The organism is Micromonospora sp. NPDC048894 (assembly GCF_040649765.1).
In the GTDB taxonomy this organism is placed as follows: Bacteria; Actinomycetota; Actinomycetes; order Mycobacteriales; family Micromonosporaceae; genus Micromonospora; species Micromonospora antibiotica.
Genome location: NZ_JBEZFY010000005.1, coordinates 304,174 through 319,349, shown reverse-complemented (window position 1 = coordinate 319,349; position 15,176 = coordinate 304,174). Strand labels below are relative to the sequence as shown.

Here is a 15,176-nt window from a genome sequence, read left to right as displayed (position 1 = left end):
GTGCACCATGCGCGTCGGCCTCGTCTGCGCGCACGCCGGGCCGTCCCGGTCCGCGGCAGAACCACCCGTCGGTACCCACGAGCACGTCGCCCGGGTCGCCGGCGAACTGGCCGCACGCGGCCACGACGTCCGGGTGTACGAGCGCCGCGACGATCCCGCCCTGCCGGCGAGCGTCGAGGTCGACGGCTACCGGGTGCAACGGGTGCCCGTCGGCCCGGCGCAGCCCACCGCCACCGCCGACCTGGTCCCGTACGTCCCCGAGTTGGGCCGCTGGCTGGCCGAGCACTGGGCCGGGGAGTGGGCGCCCGAGGTGGTGCACGGGCACTACTGGATCGGTGGCCTGGCCGCCGCGCACGCCGTCCGCGAAACGGACATCCCGGTGGTGCAGACCTTCCATTCGCTCGGCGTCGAACAACGCCGTCACCTCGGCCACCAGTACGACGGCCCGGATGAGCGGATCCCCCTGGAGCGGGCCCTCACCCGGGCGGTGGACGTCGCCGTGGCCCAGTGCAACGCCGAGGTCGACGAGCTGACCCGGATGGGGCTGCAACGGACCTCGGTGGCGATGGTGCCGACCGGCGTGGACGTCGAGCGGTTCCACCCCGACGGCGAGGCCGCCCCCCGCGAGCAGCGGGCCCGGATCCTCTCCGTCGGCGGACTCTCCCCCGGGCACGGGCAGGACGACCTGATCCGGGCGATGCGGCTGGTCGGCGACGCGGAGCTGGTGATCGCCGGAGGGCCGCCGGCCGACCAGTTGGCCACCCACGCGGAGGCCCGTCGGCTGCGGGAACTGGCCGAGCGCACCGGGGTCGCCGACCAGGTCACGCTGGTCGGCGCGGTGCCGCACGACCAGTTGGCGACCTGGTACCGCTCCGCCGACGTGGTGGCCTGCACCCCGCACTACTCCTGTGCGGGGCGGGTGTCGCTGGAGGCGATGGCCTGCGGGGTGCCGGTGGTCGGCTACGCCGTGGGCGGGATCGCCGACGCGGTGGTCGACGAGGTCACCGGCCGGCTGGTGCCCCCCGGCGACGTCCGCACGCTGGGCATGACGCTGCGCCGCCTGCTCGCCGACAACCCGGGCCGGTTCGCGTACGGGCACGCCGCGGTGGACCGGGTGCGGTGCAGCTACACCTGGGAACGGACGGCCGGCGCGCTGGAGCGGCTCTACGAGCGGGTGGTGGGCCGGCGTACGCCGGTCGAGGTGCCCGACGTGGTGCCGGTCGGGGGCGGCGTCGACCCGTCGGTCGAAGAGGGTGCCGCGACGGTGGCCGAGGCCGACACTGACGCCCCGGTCAAGGGCGCGACCGCCGGCCCGGTCGGCGTCTGACCGGGCCGGGAGATCCGGACGGTCGTGACTTCGGGGCGGTTGTGGTTTCCAGGCGGTTGTGGTTTTCGGGCGGTCGTGGTTTCCGGGCCGTCCGCTCAGACGCGGGGGACCGCGCCGACCATGGCGCGTTCCCGGGGGCGGGTCACCGTGTGGTGGTGCTGCGGTGCGGCGTACCGGGTGAGCCCGATCACCGAGGCGAGGGTGATCAGGAAGCCGACGGCGGCCAGCCACTCCCGGCCCGGCCAGATCTTGTCGTTGAGCAGCAGCAGACCGACGATCGCGGCGGGCACCGCACCGGCGGCGTCCATCGCGGCTACGGCGGCCGTCGTGGAGCCCCGCTGCATCGCCAGCCCGAGCAGCAGTTGACCCACCAGCGAGTGGGCGATCAGCAGGTAGAGCAGCGGGTCACGGACGAACGCCTCGGCCGACGGGGCGGAGGCCAGCGGCCGGGCGGCCACCGCGGCGGCGGAGAACGCCAGCCCGGCCAGGGAACCGAGCGCCACCGAACCGGGCGCCCCGTGCAGGCGTACCGCGAAGAAGCCGAGCAGCCCGATCCCGCCGAGCGCCACCGCCAGGGCGACCAGGCCGGCGGTGCCGAGCCCTTTGGAGGGGGCCGGCTGGGCGGAGAGCACCAGCGCGGTGATCCCGGCGAAGAGCAGCACCAGCAGCGCCACCTCGGCGGCGGGCAGCCGCCACTTGAGCACCACCACCCCCAGCAGGGCGGTCACCCCCAGCCCCGCCGCCACGCTCGCCTGGACCAGGAACAACGGCAGGTCCCGGCGGGCCAGGAAGGCCAGCACGAAGCCGGTCACCTGGCAGAGCAACCCGATCAGGTACGTCCGGTGCCCGGCCAGCCGCAGCAGCAGCCCCGGGTCGAAGGTGTGGTGCACGGTCGTCCGGGCGGCGGCCACCGACTGGAGCATGTTGGCGAAGCCGTACGCGACGATCATCGCCGCGAGGAAGCACCAGCCGGAGGACACCACCAGGCGAGAATAGAGGGCTGGTGGCCTCAGCGCTCGGTCGGCCGACCCAGCCGGGAGAGGACGTCGGCGTGCAGCGGACCGTTGGTGGCGATCGCGCTGATCTCACCGGACACGCTCCCACCAGGGGCGGGAGTGCCGTCCAGGGTGGTGATGGTGCCCCCGGCGGCGGTCACGATCGGCACCAGCGCGGCAATGTCCCAGAGCGACAATTCCGGCTCCACCATCACGTCCAGTGCCCCCTCGGCAAGCAACATGTAGCCGTAGAAGTCGCCGTAGGCGCGGCTGCGCCAGGTGTCGCGCATCAACTGGAGCACCGCGTCCAGCCGGTCGGCGGCCTCCCACCCCGTCAGCGACGAGTAGCAGACGCTGGCGTCGGCGAGGTCGCGGACCCCGGAGACCCGGATCGGCTCGCCGGAGGCGGCGTCCGGTCCGGCGTACGCGCCCAGGCCGGGGGCGCCCCACCAGCGTCGGCCCAGCGCCGGGGCGGAGACCAGCCCGACCACCGGCCGGTCCCCCTCCAGCAGGGCGATCAGGGTGGCCCACACCGGCACACCCCGGACGAAGTTCTTGGTGCCGTCGATCGGGTCGATCACCCACCGTCGGTCGTGCGGGCCGGTGGCCGGCTGTGCGCCGTACTCCTCGCCGAGCAGCCCGTCGCCGGGCCGCTGGTCGGCCAGCAGCGCCCGGATCTCCCGCTCCACCGAGGTGTCCGCGTCGGAGACGGGAGTCAGGTCCGGCTTCGCCGTCACCCGCAGATCCAGCGCCCGGAACCGGCTCATCGAGATGGCATCGGCAGCATCCGCAAGCCGATGAGCAAGATCAACATCCCCCACATGCCCCGTCACCCCAAAACCCTAACCCCCGCCCCCGCCCCCGCCCCCGCCCCCGCCCCCGCCCCTCCCACCTCCCCTCCCGCTCCCACCCACTTCCCGCGCGCGTGATCAAGAGGTTTGCGTCATGGGAGGGCTCCGGGATGACGTAAACCTCTTGATCACCTGACGCAAACCTCTTGATCACCGGGGCGGGAGAGGGGGCTGGGCAGCGAGGCGAGACGGTGAGGCGGGGCGGGAGAGGAGTGCCGGGCGGCGGGGCCGGGGCGGGGTGGGTGGGGCGGGGTGGGTGGGCGGTGAGGCGGCGAGGCCGGCGGCGAGGCCGGGGGCGGGGGAGGGGGCGGTGAGAGGGCTGGGAGGGGTGGGGTGGCTGTGGTCGGGGAGGGGTCAGACGGGGGTGATCGCGAGGTCGGTGACCTGGTCGTCCTTGATGCCGAACACGAACGCGAAGGACAGGGGCCCGCCGGGGAACTCCCCGTCCCCGGAGGCCACCAGCCGGTCGTCGACGAACGAGGTCGGCGTGATCACGATCTTCGGGTTGATCAGGTGCACCTGGATCCACTCGCGGATCGCGGACTCGCCGGTGTAGGCCGTCCCGTCGTCGTGCACGGTGGCCCCGTCGGCGAAGACCGCGGCCAGCGCGTTCGGGTCGTGGGCGTTGGTGGCGGCGACGAAGTTCTCGACGGCCTGGGGAAGGGTGACGGTGTCCATCTCTGCTCTCCGGTCTTCTCGGGTTGCCGGGGCGCGGGTGCGTCCGGGCGTGTTCCTGTGGCGGCTCGGCGGCACGGTGATGCTGCGGGTGCCGTCCCGCCACGGGCCGTGCGGCATGGTGATCAGTTCAGGTGCGGGATGACGGTCGGCGAGGGCCCCGTCGGTTCGGTGGTGTGTGGTGACCCGGTCCGCCCCGGCGCGGCTCCGCGCGTTCGCGGCACGGCCGACTTCCGACGGTTGCCGACGCGGCCCTGTCGGCAGGCGCCGCGCGGCTCCTGCCGGCAGGCTCCTCCGACGCGGTTCCTGTCGGCAGGCTCCGACGCGGTCTCAGTCGGCAGGCTCAGAAGTCCGCCGAGCGCGAGAGCTTCTCGTTCGAGCGTAGTTCCGTGAGGGCGTTCTCGTGCATCGCGACGACGGCGTCGTAGCCGGAGTTGCCGAGCACGATCCGGTGCGGCGGGACGGGCGCGGCCAGCGCGCCGATCACGGCCTGGACGCCGCGCTCGGGGTCGCCCTCCTGCCTGCCGTTGTGGTCCACGAATGCCGCCTTGACGCCCTCGACCAGCGGCACGTAGGCGTCGACGGTCTCGTTGACGGGTTCGTCCTGGAAGCCGGCGAAGGCGTTGGTGCGGAATGCTCCAGGTTCTACGAGGAGCACGCGTACCCCGAACTGTTCGACTTCGTGGCGCAGCGTCTCCGACAGTCCTTCGAGGGCGAACTTCGCCGCGGAGTAGTAGCCGAATCCTGGTGCGCTGACGAGGCCCGCCACCGACGACATGTTCACGATCCAGCCGTCGCCGCGTGCCCGCATGCCGGGCAGGACCGCGCGGATCACCTCGACCACGGCGAACAGGTTGAGGTCGAACGTGCGGCGGATCGTCTTGTCGGGGGCGCCCTCGACCGAGCCGAACCAGCCGCGGCCCGCGTTGTTGACCAGCACGTCGATCCCGCCGAACCGCTCCTCCGCCGTGCGGACCGCCGCCCGCACCTGCTCGGCATCGGTGACGTCGAGCGGGAGTACGAGCACCCGGGCACCGTACGGTTCGGCCCATTCTCGCAGTTCGGAGGGGCGACGGGAGGTCACCGCCACCTGGTCGCCCTGCTTCAGTGCGGCCTCGGCATAGAACAGGCCGAACCCTCCTGGCGTTCCACCGGTGATGAACCACGTTCTCATGGGACTTCTCCTTTCGCTACAGGGGCCAATGTAGCGCTACATGCGCTACTGTAGCAACCATGCAGAACGCGCGGGATCGACTCCTGCTCGCCGCGGCGGAGTTGCTGGAGAGCAGCGGCACGGTGTCCACGAGGGCGGTGTGCGAACGCGCCGGGGTGCAGGCCCCGACGCTCTACCACCACTTCGGCAGCAAGCAGGGCCTGATCGACGCCGTGGTCAACCACGGCTTCACCCAGTACACGGCGGTCGAGAGTTCCGGCGACCCGCTGGGCGACCTGCGGGAGGCCTGGGACCGCCACGTACGGTTCGGGCTGGAGCACCCGTCGTTCTACGGGCTGCTCTACGGCCGGGCCGAACCGGGAAGGCCCTGCGCCGTCACCGCTCCCGCGCACGCCGCGCTGCGCGAGCGGCTCACCGGCGCCGCCGCCCAGGGCATGCTCAAGGTGCCGGCGGCCGACGCCGCCGAACAGGTGCTCGCCGCCAACGTCGGCGTCACGCTCACCTTGATCAGCCAGCCGGAGCCGGACTTCGGGCTGTCCGAACGCGTCCGCGAGGCCGCGCTGGCCGGGGTCCTGCACACCCCCTCCGCCGATGCCCCCGCCACCCGGGCGAGCGCCGCACTGACGTTGCGCGCACTGGTCGGCGACGACCCGGGCGACCTCACCCCTGGCGAACGGGCGCTGCTCGGCGAGCTGCTGGACCGCTTGGCCCGCTAGGTCAGGAGCCGGCCAGGGGATCGCCGGGGTTGCGCTCCACCTCGCGGGGGTCGCCCTCGCCGGCCCGGGAGGCCAGCAGGCGACGGTACGAGGCCAGTCGGCGCTGGTCGGCCTTGCCGGCGGTGACCCAGGCGTCCAGGGCGCAGTCCGCCTCGTCCGGGGTGTGCGGGCAGTTGGGCGGGCAGTCCACCGTTCCCTCGACCAGGTCGGGGAAGCCGTGCAGCAGGCTCTCGGCCGAGACGTGGGCCAGCCCGAAGCTGCGGATGCCGGGGGTGTCCACGATCCAGCCCGGGTCCCCGTCGCCGCCGGGGGTCCGGGGCAGCCGCAGCGCCACCGCGCTGGTGGAGGTGTGCCGGCCCCGGCCGATCGCGCTGACCACGCCGACCGCCCGCAGCGCCTCCGGCACCAGCCGGTTGACCAGCGTCGACTTGCCCACCCCGGAGTGCCCCACCAGCACCGACACCCGGCCGGCGAGCAGGGCGCGCAGTGCGTCGAGGTCGGAGTCGGGCCGGACCAGCACGTACGGCAGTTCCAGCTCGGTGTAGTAGCCGACCACCTGTTCGGGGCCGGCCAGGTCGGCTTTGGTCAGGCAGAGCAGCGGCTCGATGCCGGCGTCGTATGCGGCGACGAGGCACCGGTCGATGAAGCCGGTCCGGGGTGGCGGGTCGGCCAGCGCGCTGACGATCACCAGCTGGTCGGCGTTGGCGACCACCACCCGTTCCAGCCGCCCCTCGGCGGTGTTCTCGTCGTCGTCGGCGGTGCGCCGCAGCACCGAGCGCCGTTCGGTGATCCGGACGATCCGGGCCAGCGCCCCGTCGGTGCCGGAGACGTCGCCGACCAGGCTCACCCGGTCACCGACCACCACCGACTTGCGGCCCAGTTCGCGGGCCCGCATGGCGGTTATCGCGGCACCGTCGGGGGCGTCGGGGAGTACGCAGGTGTACCGGCCCCGGTCGACGGCGATGACGAACCCGTCGACCGCGTCGTCGTGTCGGGGGCGGGTGCGGGTACGGGGACGTGAGGACCGGCCGGGCCGGACCCGTACGTCGTCCTCGTCGTACTCCCGTCGTTTGGTCGTCAGGACCTGCCCCCTCCGTCGTCAGCTCTTGCCGGTCACCATCGCCGACCATAGTGCCGGGAATTCCGGCATGGTCTTGGAGGTGCATGCCACGTCGTCGACCTCGATGCCTGCGACGGCGAGCCCGGCCACCGCGGCGGCGTGCGCCATCCGGTGGTCGGCGTAGGTGCGGAAGGCTCCCCCGTGCAGCGGCCGGGGTCGGATCTCCAGCCCGTCGGCGGTTTCGGTCAGGTCGGCGCCGAGCCCGGTGAACTCCCGGGCCAGGGCGGCGAGCCGGTCGGTCTCGTGCCCCCGGATGTGCCCGATGCCGGTGAAGGTCGACGGCGAGTCGGCCAGCATGGCCAGTGCGGTCAGGGCCGGGGTCAGCTCGCTGACGTCGGACAGGTCGGCGGTCAGCCCGTGCACGGTGCCGGTGCCGCGGACGGTCAGCCCGGCGGTGGTCAGGGTGACCTCGCCGCCCATCCGGTGCAGCAGCGAGCGGAGCTGCTCGACCGGCTGGACGCTGTTGTGCGGCCACCCCTGCAACGTGACCTCACCGCCGGTGACCAGGGCGGCGGCGAAGAAGGGGACCGCGCCGGAGAGGTCGGGCTCGATCTCCCAGCTCCGGCCGGCGAGCGGCCCCGGCTCGACCACCCAGACGTCGGGGACGCTGTCGTCGACGGCTGCTCCGGCGGCCCGCAGCATCTGCACCGTCATCCGCAGGTGCGGCGCGGACGGCACCGGTGGGCCCTGGTGCCGGACCACCACGCCCCGGTCGAAGCGGGCCCCGGCGAGCAGCAGGCCGGAGACGAGCTGGCTGGAGGCGGAGGCGTCGATCACCACCTCGCCACCGGCGACCCCACCGGTGCCCTGCACCACCAGGGGGAGGCTGCCGGTCTCGGGCGCGTCGATCCGGACGCCGAGGGAGCGCAGCGCGCCGATCAGCGGGCCGAGCGGCCGGACCCGGGCCTGCGGGTCGCCGTCGAAGGTGACTTGCCCTTCGGTGAGGCCGGCGACCGGTGGGACGAACCGCATCACCGTGCCGGCGAGGCCGACGTCGACGTGGGCCGGGCCGACGAGCCGGTGCGGCCGGACCAGCCAGCGGTCGTCGTCGGAGACGGAGACGTGCGCGCCCATCGCGCGCAGCCCGCCCGCCATGAGTTCGGTGTCGCGGGCCCGTAGCGGCCCGTGCAGCGTTGACGGGCCGCCGGCCAGCGCGCTGAGCACCAGGGCGCGGGCGGTCATCGACTTGGAGCCGGGTAGGCGCAGCGTCGCGGTGACCGGGTCACTGGCGGTCGGCGCGGCCCAGGGTTGTTGCGGACGGGTGGCGGTCAGGTTTCCCACGGTCACATTCTGCCAACCCGGCGACGATTTCGAGCCGACCGTCCGGCTGACTCCCGGTTGGCGGGACAACCCACGACGGGGCGGGGCGTTAGCGTATGCGGCATGTGCGGCAGGTATGCGACGACCCGCAGTGCCGGGGACCTGAGCGCCGTCTTCGAGTCGTACGACGACACCGAGGGTCGGCTCGGGCCGGACCACAACGTCGCGCCGACCGATTCGGTGCCGGTGGTCCGGGTCGACACCGAGCAGGGGCGGGTGTTGTCGGTCGGCCGCTGGGGCCTGGTGCCGCACTGGGCGAAGTCGGCCTCCGGCGCGGCCCGCATGATCAACGCCCGGGCCGAGACGGTCGCCACCAGCCGGGCGTACGCCGTGCCGTTCGCCCGTCGGCGCTGCCTGGTCCCGGCCGACGGCTGGTACGAGTGGGTACGCGGGTCCGGTGGCGCGAAGCAGCCCTACTTCATGACCCCGCGGGACGGCTCGGTGCTGGCGTTGGCCGGCATCTGGTCCCGCTGGGAGGAGTCGCTCACGTTCAGCGTGCTGACCACGGCGGCGGTGGGCGAGTTGGCCGAGGTGCACGACCGGATGCCGCTGTTGTTGCCGTCGGACCGGTGGACGGACTGGCTCGCCCCGGCCGACGATCCGGCGGCGCTGCTGGTCCCGCCGCCGGCGGGGTGGCTCGCCGGGTTGGAGATCCGTCCGGTCGGGACGGCGGTGGGCAACGTGCGCAACAACGGCCCGGAGTTGACCGCCCGGGTGCCGGTGGACCGGGAACGCTCCCACGGGGAGACTGCGCTGTTCTGAACGCGATTGGCGACATTGTCGCGTACGAATTGCCAGAGTTCCGGGCGAAACGTCGCTCGGACCTTTAGCCATCTTTCCGGCAGACCCCTTGTCCCCGTAGCCAACAGTGCGATAGAACACAGCGCTGGCACTGGGAGCGTCTTCGCGCAGTGTGAACGACGCCCGTCGATCTTGCCGGTCCCACGGGGGAGGTGGGTGTGATGACCCGGGCGCGTATGCCCCGACCGCACGAGGTGGCCGCCGCACGACGGGATCCGCGACTGCTGCGCGCGTTGCGGGACCGCCGTTCCGACGATGCCTGGCGGACCAGAGGAACCTGTCAGAGTGTGGATCCGGAGACGTTCTTTCCGGCACCCAACGAACCAGCCGACTCGGCGGTGGCGCTCTGCCGCAGCTGTGACGTCCAGGGATCCTGCCTGGCCTGGGCGTTGGAGGTGGGCGACACCCACGGGGTGTGGGGTGGCACCACCCCACGTGAGCGCCGGGCCATGCTGGTCGCCTGGCGTGGCGAGGTCGGATCCGATCCCGCCGCGGCCGACGACGCCGGCCCACCGGTGCGGGACCGGCTGCTCACCCTGGTTCCGCTGAGCTGACCCGTCGGGGCGGCGCAGAATGGCCGGGTGCCGCACCCCACGCAACTCGACACCCCCCGGGGCCCGGCCCGGGTCGACACCGACCTGCCGGCCGCCGCGCCGACGTCGCTGCTCGTGCTCGGCCACGGCGCCGGTGGTGCGGTGGACGCGCCGGACCTGCTCGCCCTGCGCGACGCCGCCCGCGACGCCGGGGTGGTGGTGGCCCGGGTGACCCAGCCCTACCGGGTGGCCGGTCGCCGGGCCCCGGCCCCGGCCGGGCACCTGGACGAGGCGTGGACGGCGGTGCTGGCCGCGCTGCGCCACCGGCATCCCGAGCTGCCCCTGCTGGTCGGTGGGCGGTCCAGCGGTGCCCGGGTGGCCTGTCGGACGGCCCGCGCGGTGGGTGCGGCCGGGGTGGTCGCGTTGGCCTTTCCGCTGCACCCGCCGGGGCGGCCGGAGCGCTCCCGGGCCGACGAACTGGTCACCGGGCTGCCGACGCTGGTGGTCAACGGCGACCGGGACCCGTTCGGGACGCCCACCGCCGCCGGCCCGGTCGAGGTGGTGGTACGCGGTGGCGAACGTCACGACCTGCGCCGGGATCCGACCGGCACGGCCGGGGTGGTGCTCACCTGGCTGCGCGCACACGGCTGGGCCCGCTGATCCGCCCGGACCGGGTCGTCCCGCGCCGCGTCGACCGGTCGCCCCGGCGCGGACCGACGCGGTGACCACCCGTTTCCGCCCCGCCGGAGCCGTCGTTGCATCCGATGGTGTCGACCTTCCGGTTCGGGTGGTCGGGACCGTCCCTCCCAGGCCCTTCCTGGTCCCAGCCCGCCGGTAGCCGACCGGTGGGTCGGGACCAGGAGCGGGGGCCGGCGGAATGCCCGGCCTGCGGTCGGGTGTTACGCCTCCCGGACGAAGAATCTGGCGAGGGGGGTGACCGGTGCCGACCGAGACACGGAACCGGGAGCGGGACGAGCAGGGCGCACGGCAGCTCAGACAGCTGCTGGACGGCCCGGACTGGCCGGCGGTGGGGACCGGTCACGAGGTGGTGAGCACCAGCACACCCGGCGGAACCGAAGCTGTGGGCCGGTTCGGCCGCGTATCCTCGGCGGGACAGCATCCGACGCGAGGGGATGTGCGGTTGACCACCGAGAAGACGGACGAGCGTAAGGCCCGCTTCGAGCGGGACGCGATGCCCTTCGTCGATCAGCTCTACGCCGCCGGGCTGCGGATGACACGCAACCCGGCCGATGCCGAGGATCTGGTCCAGGAGACGTACCTGAAGGCGTACGCCGCCTTCCACCAGTTCGAGCAGGGCACCAACCTGAAGGCCTGGCTCTACCGGATCCTGACCAACACCTACATCAACTCCTACCGCAAGCGGCAGCGCCAGCCCATCCAGGCGCCCACCGAGGAGATCACCGACTGGCAGCTCGCCGAGGCCGAGTCGCACACCTCCAGCGGGTTGCGGTCGGCCGAGACCGAGGCGTTGGACCGGCTGCCCGACAGCGACGTCAAGGAGGCCCTGCAGCAGTTGCCGGAGGAGTTCCGGTTGGCGGTCTATCTGACCGATGTCGAGGGCTTCTCGTACAAGGAGGTCGCCGACATCATGGGCACGCCGATCGGCACCGTGATGTCCCGGTTGCACCGCGGGCGTCGCAATCTACGCAAGCTGCTCGAGCGGTACGCCGCGGAGCGTGGCTTCAGCGCCGCGCAGCCCGCGAAGGGCTCGACCACCACCGCCACTGCCAGTCGGGAGGTGTGACATGAGCTGCGGAAAGCCGCACGAGACGGACTGCCGGGAAGTGCTCGCCGAGGTCTACCTCTACCTGGACCTGGAGTGTGCCGAGGAACGCCGTTCGCTGATCCGCTACCACCTGGACGAGTGCGGGCCCTGCCTGCGTGAGTACGGCATCGAGCAGGAGGTACGGGCGCTGGTGGCCCGCTGCTGCGGCAACGAGACCGCCCCCGACCAGCTGCGCGAGCGGCTGCGGGTACGCCTCACCGAGCTGGTGGTCTTCGAGGCCAGCGAGTCCCGCGAACTCGCCGAGTGACCCTGCGGCGGCCGGGTGACCCCGCAGCCGCCCGACGCGCCGGTGCCCGCACCCCACCCGGCGTCGAATGAAATCCGGCCCGCACCGGCCGGCTGACGGCACGCACACCGGTGGCCCGGGTCGACGTCGACCCGGGCCACCGGTGTGTCCGGCTCCGGCCGGCCCTGGCGTCGCGGCGGTGGACCGCCGGGACGACTCAGGAGTTGGGGCGCTTGCCGTGGTTCGCGCCGCTCTTCTTACGGGCCTTCTTCTTACGGGCCTTCTTCGCCATGCTGACCTCCTCGTGATGGGTCCGACCCCTGCTGCGGCGACCCTGGACGTCGGGGCACGCCGCCGGTCCTCCCGGCGTCGGGGTCCGACCTGATGATGCTAGTGCGGCCGGCACCCGCCGTCGTGCGCCGGGGCGGCAGCGGTACGTCGGTGGGCGTGGCCTGGCCGGTGTCGGCGCTCGTCGCCCGCGCGGGGGCGGCACGTGATTGGATACCGACGCAGACACACCCGGTGGAGAGGGAGGGCCGTGATGGCCGAGGAGATCCGCGCCGAGATGGTGGCCAACGTGTGGAAGGTCGTGGCGTCGACCGGTGACACCGTCTCCGAGGGGGACACGTTGGTGATCCTGGAGTCGATGAAGATGGAGATCCCGGTCGTCGCCGAGTCCGACGGGGTGGTCGAGCAGCTCGCGGTCAACGAGGGCGACGTGGTGCAGGACGGTGACCTGATCGCGGTGATCGGTTGATTCCCGGCGACCGGTCGACCGGGCTGCTGGTCCGGCGGGCCGGGCCGGCCGAGTTTCCGGCGGTGGCCCGGCTGACCGTCGCCGCCTACGAGGCCGACGGCCAGCTCAAGGGCGAGAACGGTTACGGCGGGGTGCTGGCCGACGTGGCCGGCCGGGCGGAGCACGGCGAGATCCTGGTCGCCGTCGACGAGCCGACCGGTGCCGTGCTCGGCTCGGTCACCTACGTGCTGCCCGGCAGCCCGTACGCGGAGCTGTCCCGGCCGGGTGAGGCGGAGTTCCGGATGTTGGCGGTGGACCCGGCCGCCCAGGGCCGGGGCGCGGGCGCGGCGCTGGTCCGGGCCTGCCTGTCCCGGGCCGTGGACCAGGGCTGCTCGGCGATGGTCATCTGCGTCCGCAGCGGGCTCGCCGACGCCGCCCACCGGCTGTACGCGGGGCTCGGCTTCGTGCGTACCCCGGAGCGGGACTGGTCTCCGCTGCCCGGCGTCGACCTGCTCGCCCTGCGCATGGCCCTGCCCGCCGGCCCGGCCTGACCGGGTCGCACCGGTCTGCCCGCCGCCTGGCCGTGGACGGCGTCGCACCCCTCGTCACATCGGGCCATGCGCTGCCCGTCGTGCTCGGAGCACCCGACATCGGCGGCCGTCATCTTCGTTGGCCACCCGTGACGCCTGAAGAAGACGAGCACGCCGTCTACGCCTGGCTGAGGTCGAGAATGCTCTCAGCTGATGGGCGGGCTAGCGTGGGTGAGATGGCGGGTCTGCGCTTCTTGCCGGTCACCTTCAGAATGACGTGTGGCCTTCATGTCGGTGCGGCGACGACTCCGCCAGATCGTGTTGCTGTTCTCCTCGGTCGCAGTCGTTGTCCCGGTGGTGTACTTCCTGGTGAAGCAAGGTCTGGACCGGGCTGAGAAAATCACCAGCATCGGTTTCGGGCTCCTCGGAGCGGTAGGGCTGGTGGTCGGCTGGCGCACGGCGCGACCAGGCAAAAAACCCGGCACCGCCAGCCCGACTGAGTCCGTGCCCCTCGGGTGCCTGCTGCATCTTCGCGACGACGGACGGCCGCCGTTGGTGGAGCAGGTCGACCCGCTGGACCTGGGCGTCAAACCTGCCATCGATACCACCGACCGCCATGACCAGGACCTTCCTCGCTACGTTCCCCGCACTGGTGACGATGATCTGGAATGGGCCATCGCCGAAGGCGGGATCGTGCTGCTGCACGGCAAGGCAGCCGCCGGCAAGAGCCGCAGCGCGTTCGAGGCCATCCACCGCCTCCGCCCGCACCACCAGCTACTCACCCCGGCGTACGCAGGGGCGCTGAGAGATCTGGTCGAGGCCGGCTATCCGATCAGCGATGCGGTCGTGTGGCTCGACGACCTGGAGCGCTTCCTCACCCCCGGAGGCATCGACCAGGCGCTACTTCAACGTCTGTGCCCCTCCGGGCGGGCCGACGTGGTGGTGGTGGCCACCATCCGCGACGAGGAACTATCCCGCCTCGACCACGCCGCCACCCGAGGCGGCCAAGGCCAAGAACTCATCACAGCCGGGCTGGACGAGGCTGCGGCGAAACTGGTGGCCCAGATCCGCGGCCGACGTCGCATCCCGGTCGGTCAGCACCTCACCGACTCCGAGCGCACCGCCGCCGAGGCCACTGGCGACGACCGGATCACGGCTGCGCTAACCGCCGGGGTCGGGTTCGCCGAATACCTCGCCGCCGGCCCGGCCATGATGCACCGCTGGTCAGTCGGCGACGGCCCCTCGTTCGAGGTCGGACACGCCCTCATCAGCGCCGCAGTGGACTGCCGCCGCGCCGGCTACACCATCCCCGTCCCCCGCGACATCCTCGCCAGGCTCTACCGCCCCTACCTGTCCCCCGCCTGGAGACACCGCGCCGATCTACCCACCATCACTCAAGGACTCCAATGGGCGTGCGAACGGGTCCTCGGCGCCAGCTCCTGCCTCCTGCCCCACGAGAACGACACCTACACCGCCTCCGACTATCTCCTCGACCGCACCACCACCGGCCAAGGCCCCCTCGCCGCCACGCCCGTCCCCGACCAGGTCTGGAACACCCTGCTCACCATCGCCACCACCCGCCAAGCCGCCACCATCGGCACTCATGCCTATTTCACCCAACGGTTAGACATCGCCGAACAGGCATGGCGCACCGCAGCCGACACCGGCGACACCCGCGCGATGTTCAACCTGGGCGTTCTGCTTGAACAACGCGGTGATCGTCAGGAGGAGGCGGAACAGTGGTATCGGCGCGCAGCCGACACCGGCCACACCCGCGCGATGAGCAACCTGGGCGTTCTGCTTGCCCAGCGCGGTGATCGTCAGGAGGAGGCGGAACAGTGGCTCCGGCGCGCAGCCGACAGCGGCGACACCGGCGCGATGTTCAACCTGGGCGTTCTGCTTGCCCAGCGCGGTGATCGTCAGGAGGAGGCGGAACAGTGGTATCGGCGCGCAGCCGACACCGGCCACACCCGCGCGATGAGCAACCTGGGCGTTCTGCTTGAACAGCGCGGCAGCCAAGATGAGGCGGAGCAGTGGTATCGGCGTGCAGCCGACACCGGCCACACCGAGGCGATGAGCAACCTGGGCGTTCTACTTGCCAAGCGCGGTGATAGCCAGGAGGAGGCGGAGCAGTGGTTCCGACGTGCAGCCGACACCGGCCACACCAGGGCGATGTACAACCTGGGGATTCTGCTTGAACAGCGCGGCGATAGCCAGGAGGAGGCGGAGCAGTGGTATCGGCGTGCAGCCGACACCGGCCACACCGGGGCGATGAGCAACCTGGGCGTTCTACTTGCCAAGCGCGGTGATAGCCAGGAGGAGGCGGAGCAGTGGTTCCGACGTGCAGCCGACACCGGCCACACCG

16 protein-coding genes are annotated in these 15,176 nt (G+C 72.5%); 10 read left to right on the top strand and 6 right to left on the bottom strand.

Going from position 1 to position 15,176, the window contains the following annotated elements:
* Window positions 1–7: 7 nt before the first annotated feature.
* Entirely contained in the window at window positions 8–1,327 is a 1,320-nt protein-coding gene (locus AB0C22_RS13565; RefSeq protein WP_219464541.1) for a glycosyltransferase, read from the top strand.
* 95 nt (window positions 1,328–1,422) lie between these two features.
* Here AB0C22_RS13565 and AB0C22_RS13560 read toward each other — a convergent pair whose 3' ends face one another.
* From AB0C22_RS13560 to AB0C22_RS13545, 4 genes are all read right to left on the bottom strand, one after another.
* Window positions 1,423–2,277 (bottom strand): hypothetical protein, encoded by an 855-nt coding sequence (locus AB0C22_RS13560; RefSeq protein ID WP_255598612.1) that lies wholly within the window; start codon window positions 2,275–2,277, stop codon window positions 1,423–1,425.
* 59 nt (window positions 2,278–2,336) lie between these two features.
* The gene (hisN, locus tag AB0C22_RS13555) at window positions 2,337–3,155 is read right to left on the bottom strand and encodes a histidinol-phosphatase (RefSeq protein WP_219464538.1); all 819 of its coding nucleotides are present in this window, start codon (window positions 3,153–3,155) and stop codon (window positions 2,337–2,339) included.
* Between the two features lie 372 nt (window positions 3,156–3,527).
* The gene (locus tag AB0C22_RS13550) at window positions 3,528–3,851 is read right to left on the bottom strand and encodes a nuclear transport factor 2 family protein (RefSeq protein WP_219464537.1); all 324 of its coding nucleotides are present in this window, start codon (window positions 3,849–3,851) and stop codon (window positions 3,528–3,530) included.
* 340 nt (window positions 3,852–4,191) lie between these two features.
* A complete protein-coding gene (locus AB0C22_RS13545) occupies window positions 4,192–5,022 on the bottom strand; it encodes an SDR family NAD(P)-dependent oxidoreductase (RefSeq protein WP_219464536.1) in 831 nt (276 codons plus the stop codon).
* Window positions 5,023–5,081: 59 nt separating this feature from the next.
* On the opposite strand from AB0C22_RS13545, the gene AB0C22_RS13540 reads away from it, so the two are divergent.
* Complete coding sequence (locus AB0C22_RS13540) at window positions 5,082–5,738, top strand: TetR/AcrR family transcriptional regulator (protein WP_357535092.1); 657 nt, start codon at window positions 5,082–5,084, stop codon at window positions 5,736–5,738.
* 1 nt (window position 5,739) lies between these two features.
* Here AB0C22_RS13540 and rsgA read toward each other — a convergent pair whose 3' ends face one another.
* Window positions 5,740–6,633 (bottom strand): ribosome small subunit-dependent GTPase A, encoded by an 894-nt coding sequence (gene rsgA / locus AB0C22_RS13535; protein WP_255597727.1) that lies wholly within the window; start codon window positions 6,631–6,633, stop codon window positions 5,740–5,742.
* A 204-nt stretch (window positions 6,634–6,837) separates the two neighbouring features.
* On the bottom strand, window positions 6,838–8,139 hold the full coding sequence (aroA, locus tag AB0C22_RS13530) for a 3-phosphoshikimate 1-carboxyvinyltransferase (RefSeq protein WP_219464534.1): 1,302 nt from the start codon (window positions 8,137–8,139) through the stop codon (window positions 6,838–6,840).
* 102 nt (window positions 8,140–8,241) lie between these two features.
* On the opposite strand from aroA, the gene AB0C22_RS13525 reads away from it, so the two are divergent.
* From AB0C22_RS13525 to AB0C22_RS13490, 8 genes are all read left to right on the top strand, one after another.
* Window positions 8,242–8,940: an SOS response-associated peptidase gene (locus AB0C22_RS13525; RefSeq protein ID WP_219464533.1), complete on the top strand. Its 699-nt coding sequence runs from the start codon at window positions 8,242–8,244 to the stop codon at window positions 8,938–8,940.
* A 200-nt stretch (window positions 8,941–9,140) separates the two neighbouring features.
* Window positions 9,141–9,533, top strand: a complete 393-nt coding sequence (locus AB0C22_RS13520; protein ID WP_208568120.1) for a WhiB family transcriptional regulator — start codon at window positions 9,141–9,143, stop codon at window positions 9,531–9,533.
* A 27-nt stretch (window positions 9,534–9,560) separates the two neighbouring features.
* The gene (locus AB0C22_RS13515; protein WP_219464532.1) at window positions 9,561–10,172 is read left to right on the top strand and encodes an alpha/beta family hydrolase; all 612 of its coding nucleotides are present in this window, start codon (window positions 9,561–9,563) and stop codon (window positions 10,170–10,172) included.
* A 280-nt stretch (window positions 10,173–10,452) separates the two neighbouring features.
* Window positions 10,453–11,277 (top strand): sigma-70 family RNA polymerase sigma factor, encoded by an 825-nt coding sequence (locus tag AB0C22_RS13510; RefSeq protein ID WP_219464530.1) that lies wholly within the window; start codon window positions 10,453–10,455, stop codon window positions 11,275–11,277.
* Between the two features lies 1 nt (window position 11,278).
* Complete coding sequence (gene rsrA, locus AB0C22_RS13505; protein WP_067312082.1) at window positions 11,279–11,566, top strand: mycothiol system anti-sigma-R factor; 288 nt, start codon at window positions 11,279–11,281, stop codon at window positions 11,564–11,566.
* Between the two features lie 520 nt (window positions 11,567–12,086).
* On the top strand, window positions 12,087–12,302 hold the full coding sequence (locus AB0C22_RS13500) for a biotin/lipoyl-binding carrier protein (protein WP_145921537.1): 216 nt from the start codon (window positions 12,087–12,089) through the stop codon (window positions 12,300–12,302).
* On the top strand, window positions 12,302–12,832 hold the full coding sequence (locus AB0C22_RS13495) for a GNAT family N-acetyltransferase (protein WP_308291117.1): 531 nt from the start codon (window positions 12,302–12,304) through the stop codon (window positions 12,830–12,832). The genes AB0C22_RS13500 and AB0C22_RS13495 overlap by 1 nt, the downstream gene beginning before the upstream one ends.
* 267 nt (window positions 12,833–13,099) lie before the next feature.
* On the top strand, window positions 13,100–15,176 hold a 2,077-nt coding region (locus tag AB0C22_RS13490; RefSeq protein WP_357535276.1), incomplete at its 3' end, for a tetratricopeptide repeat protein.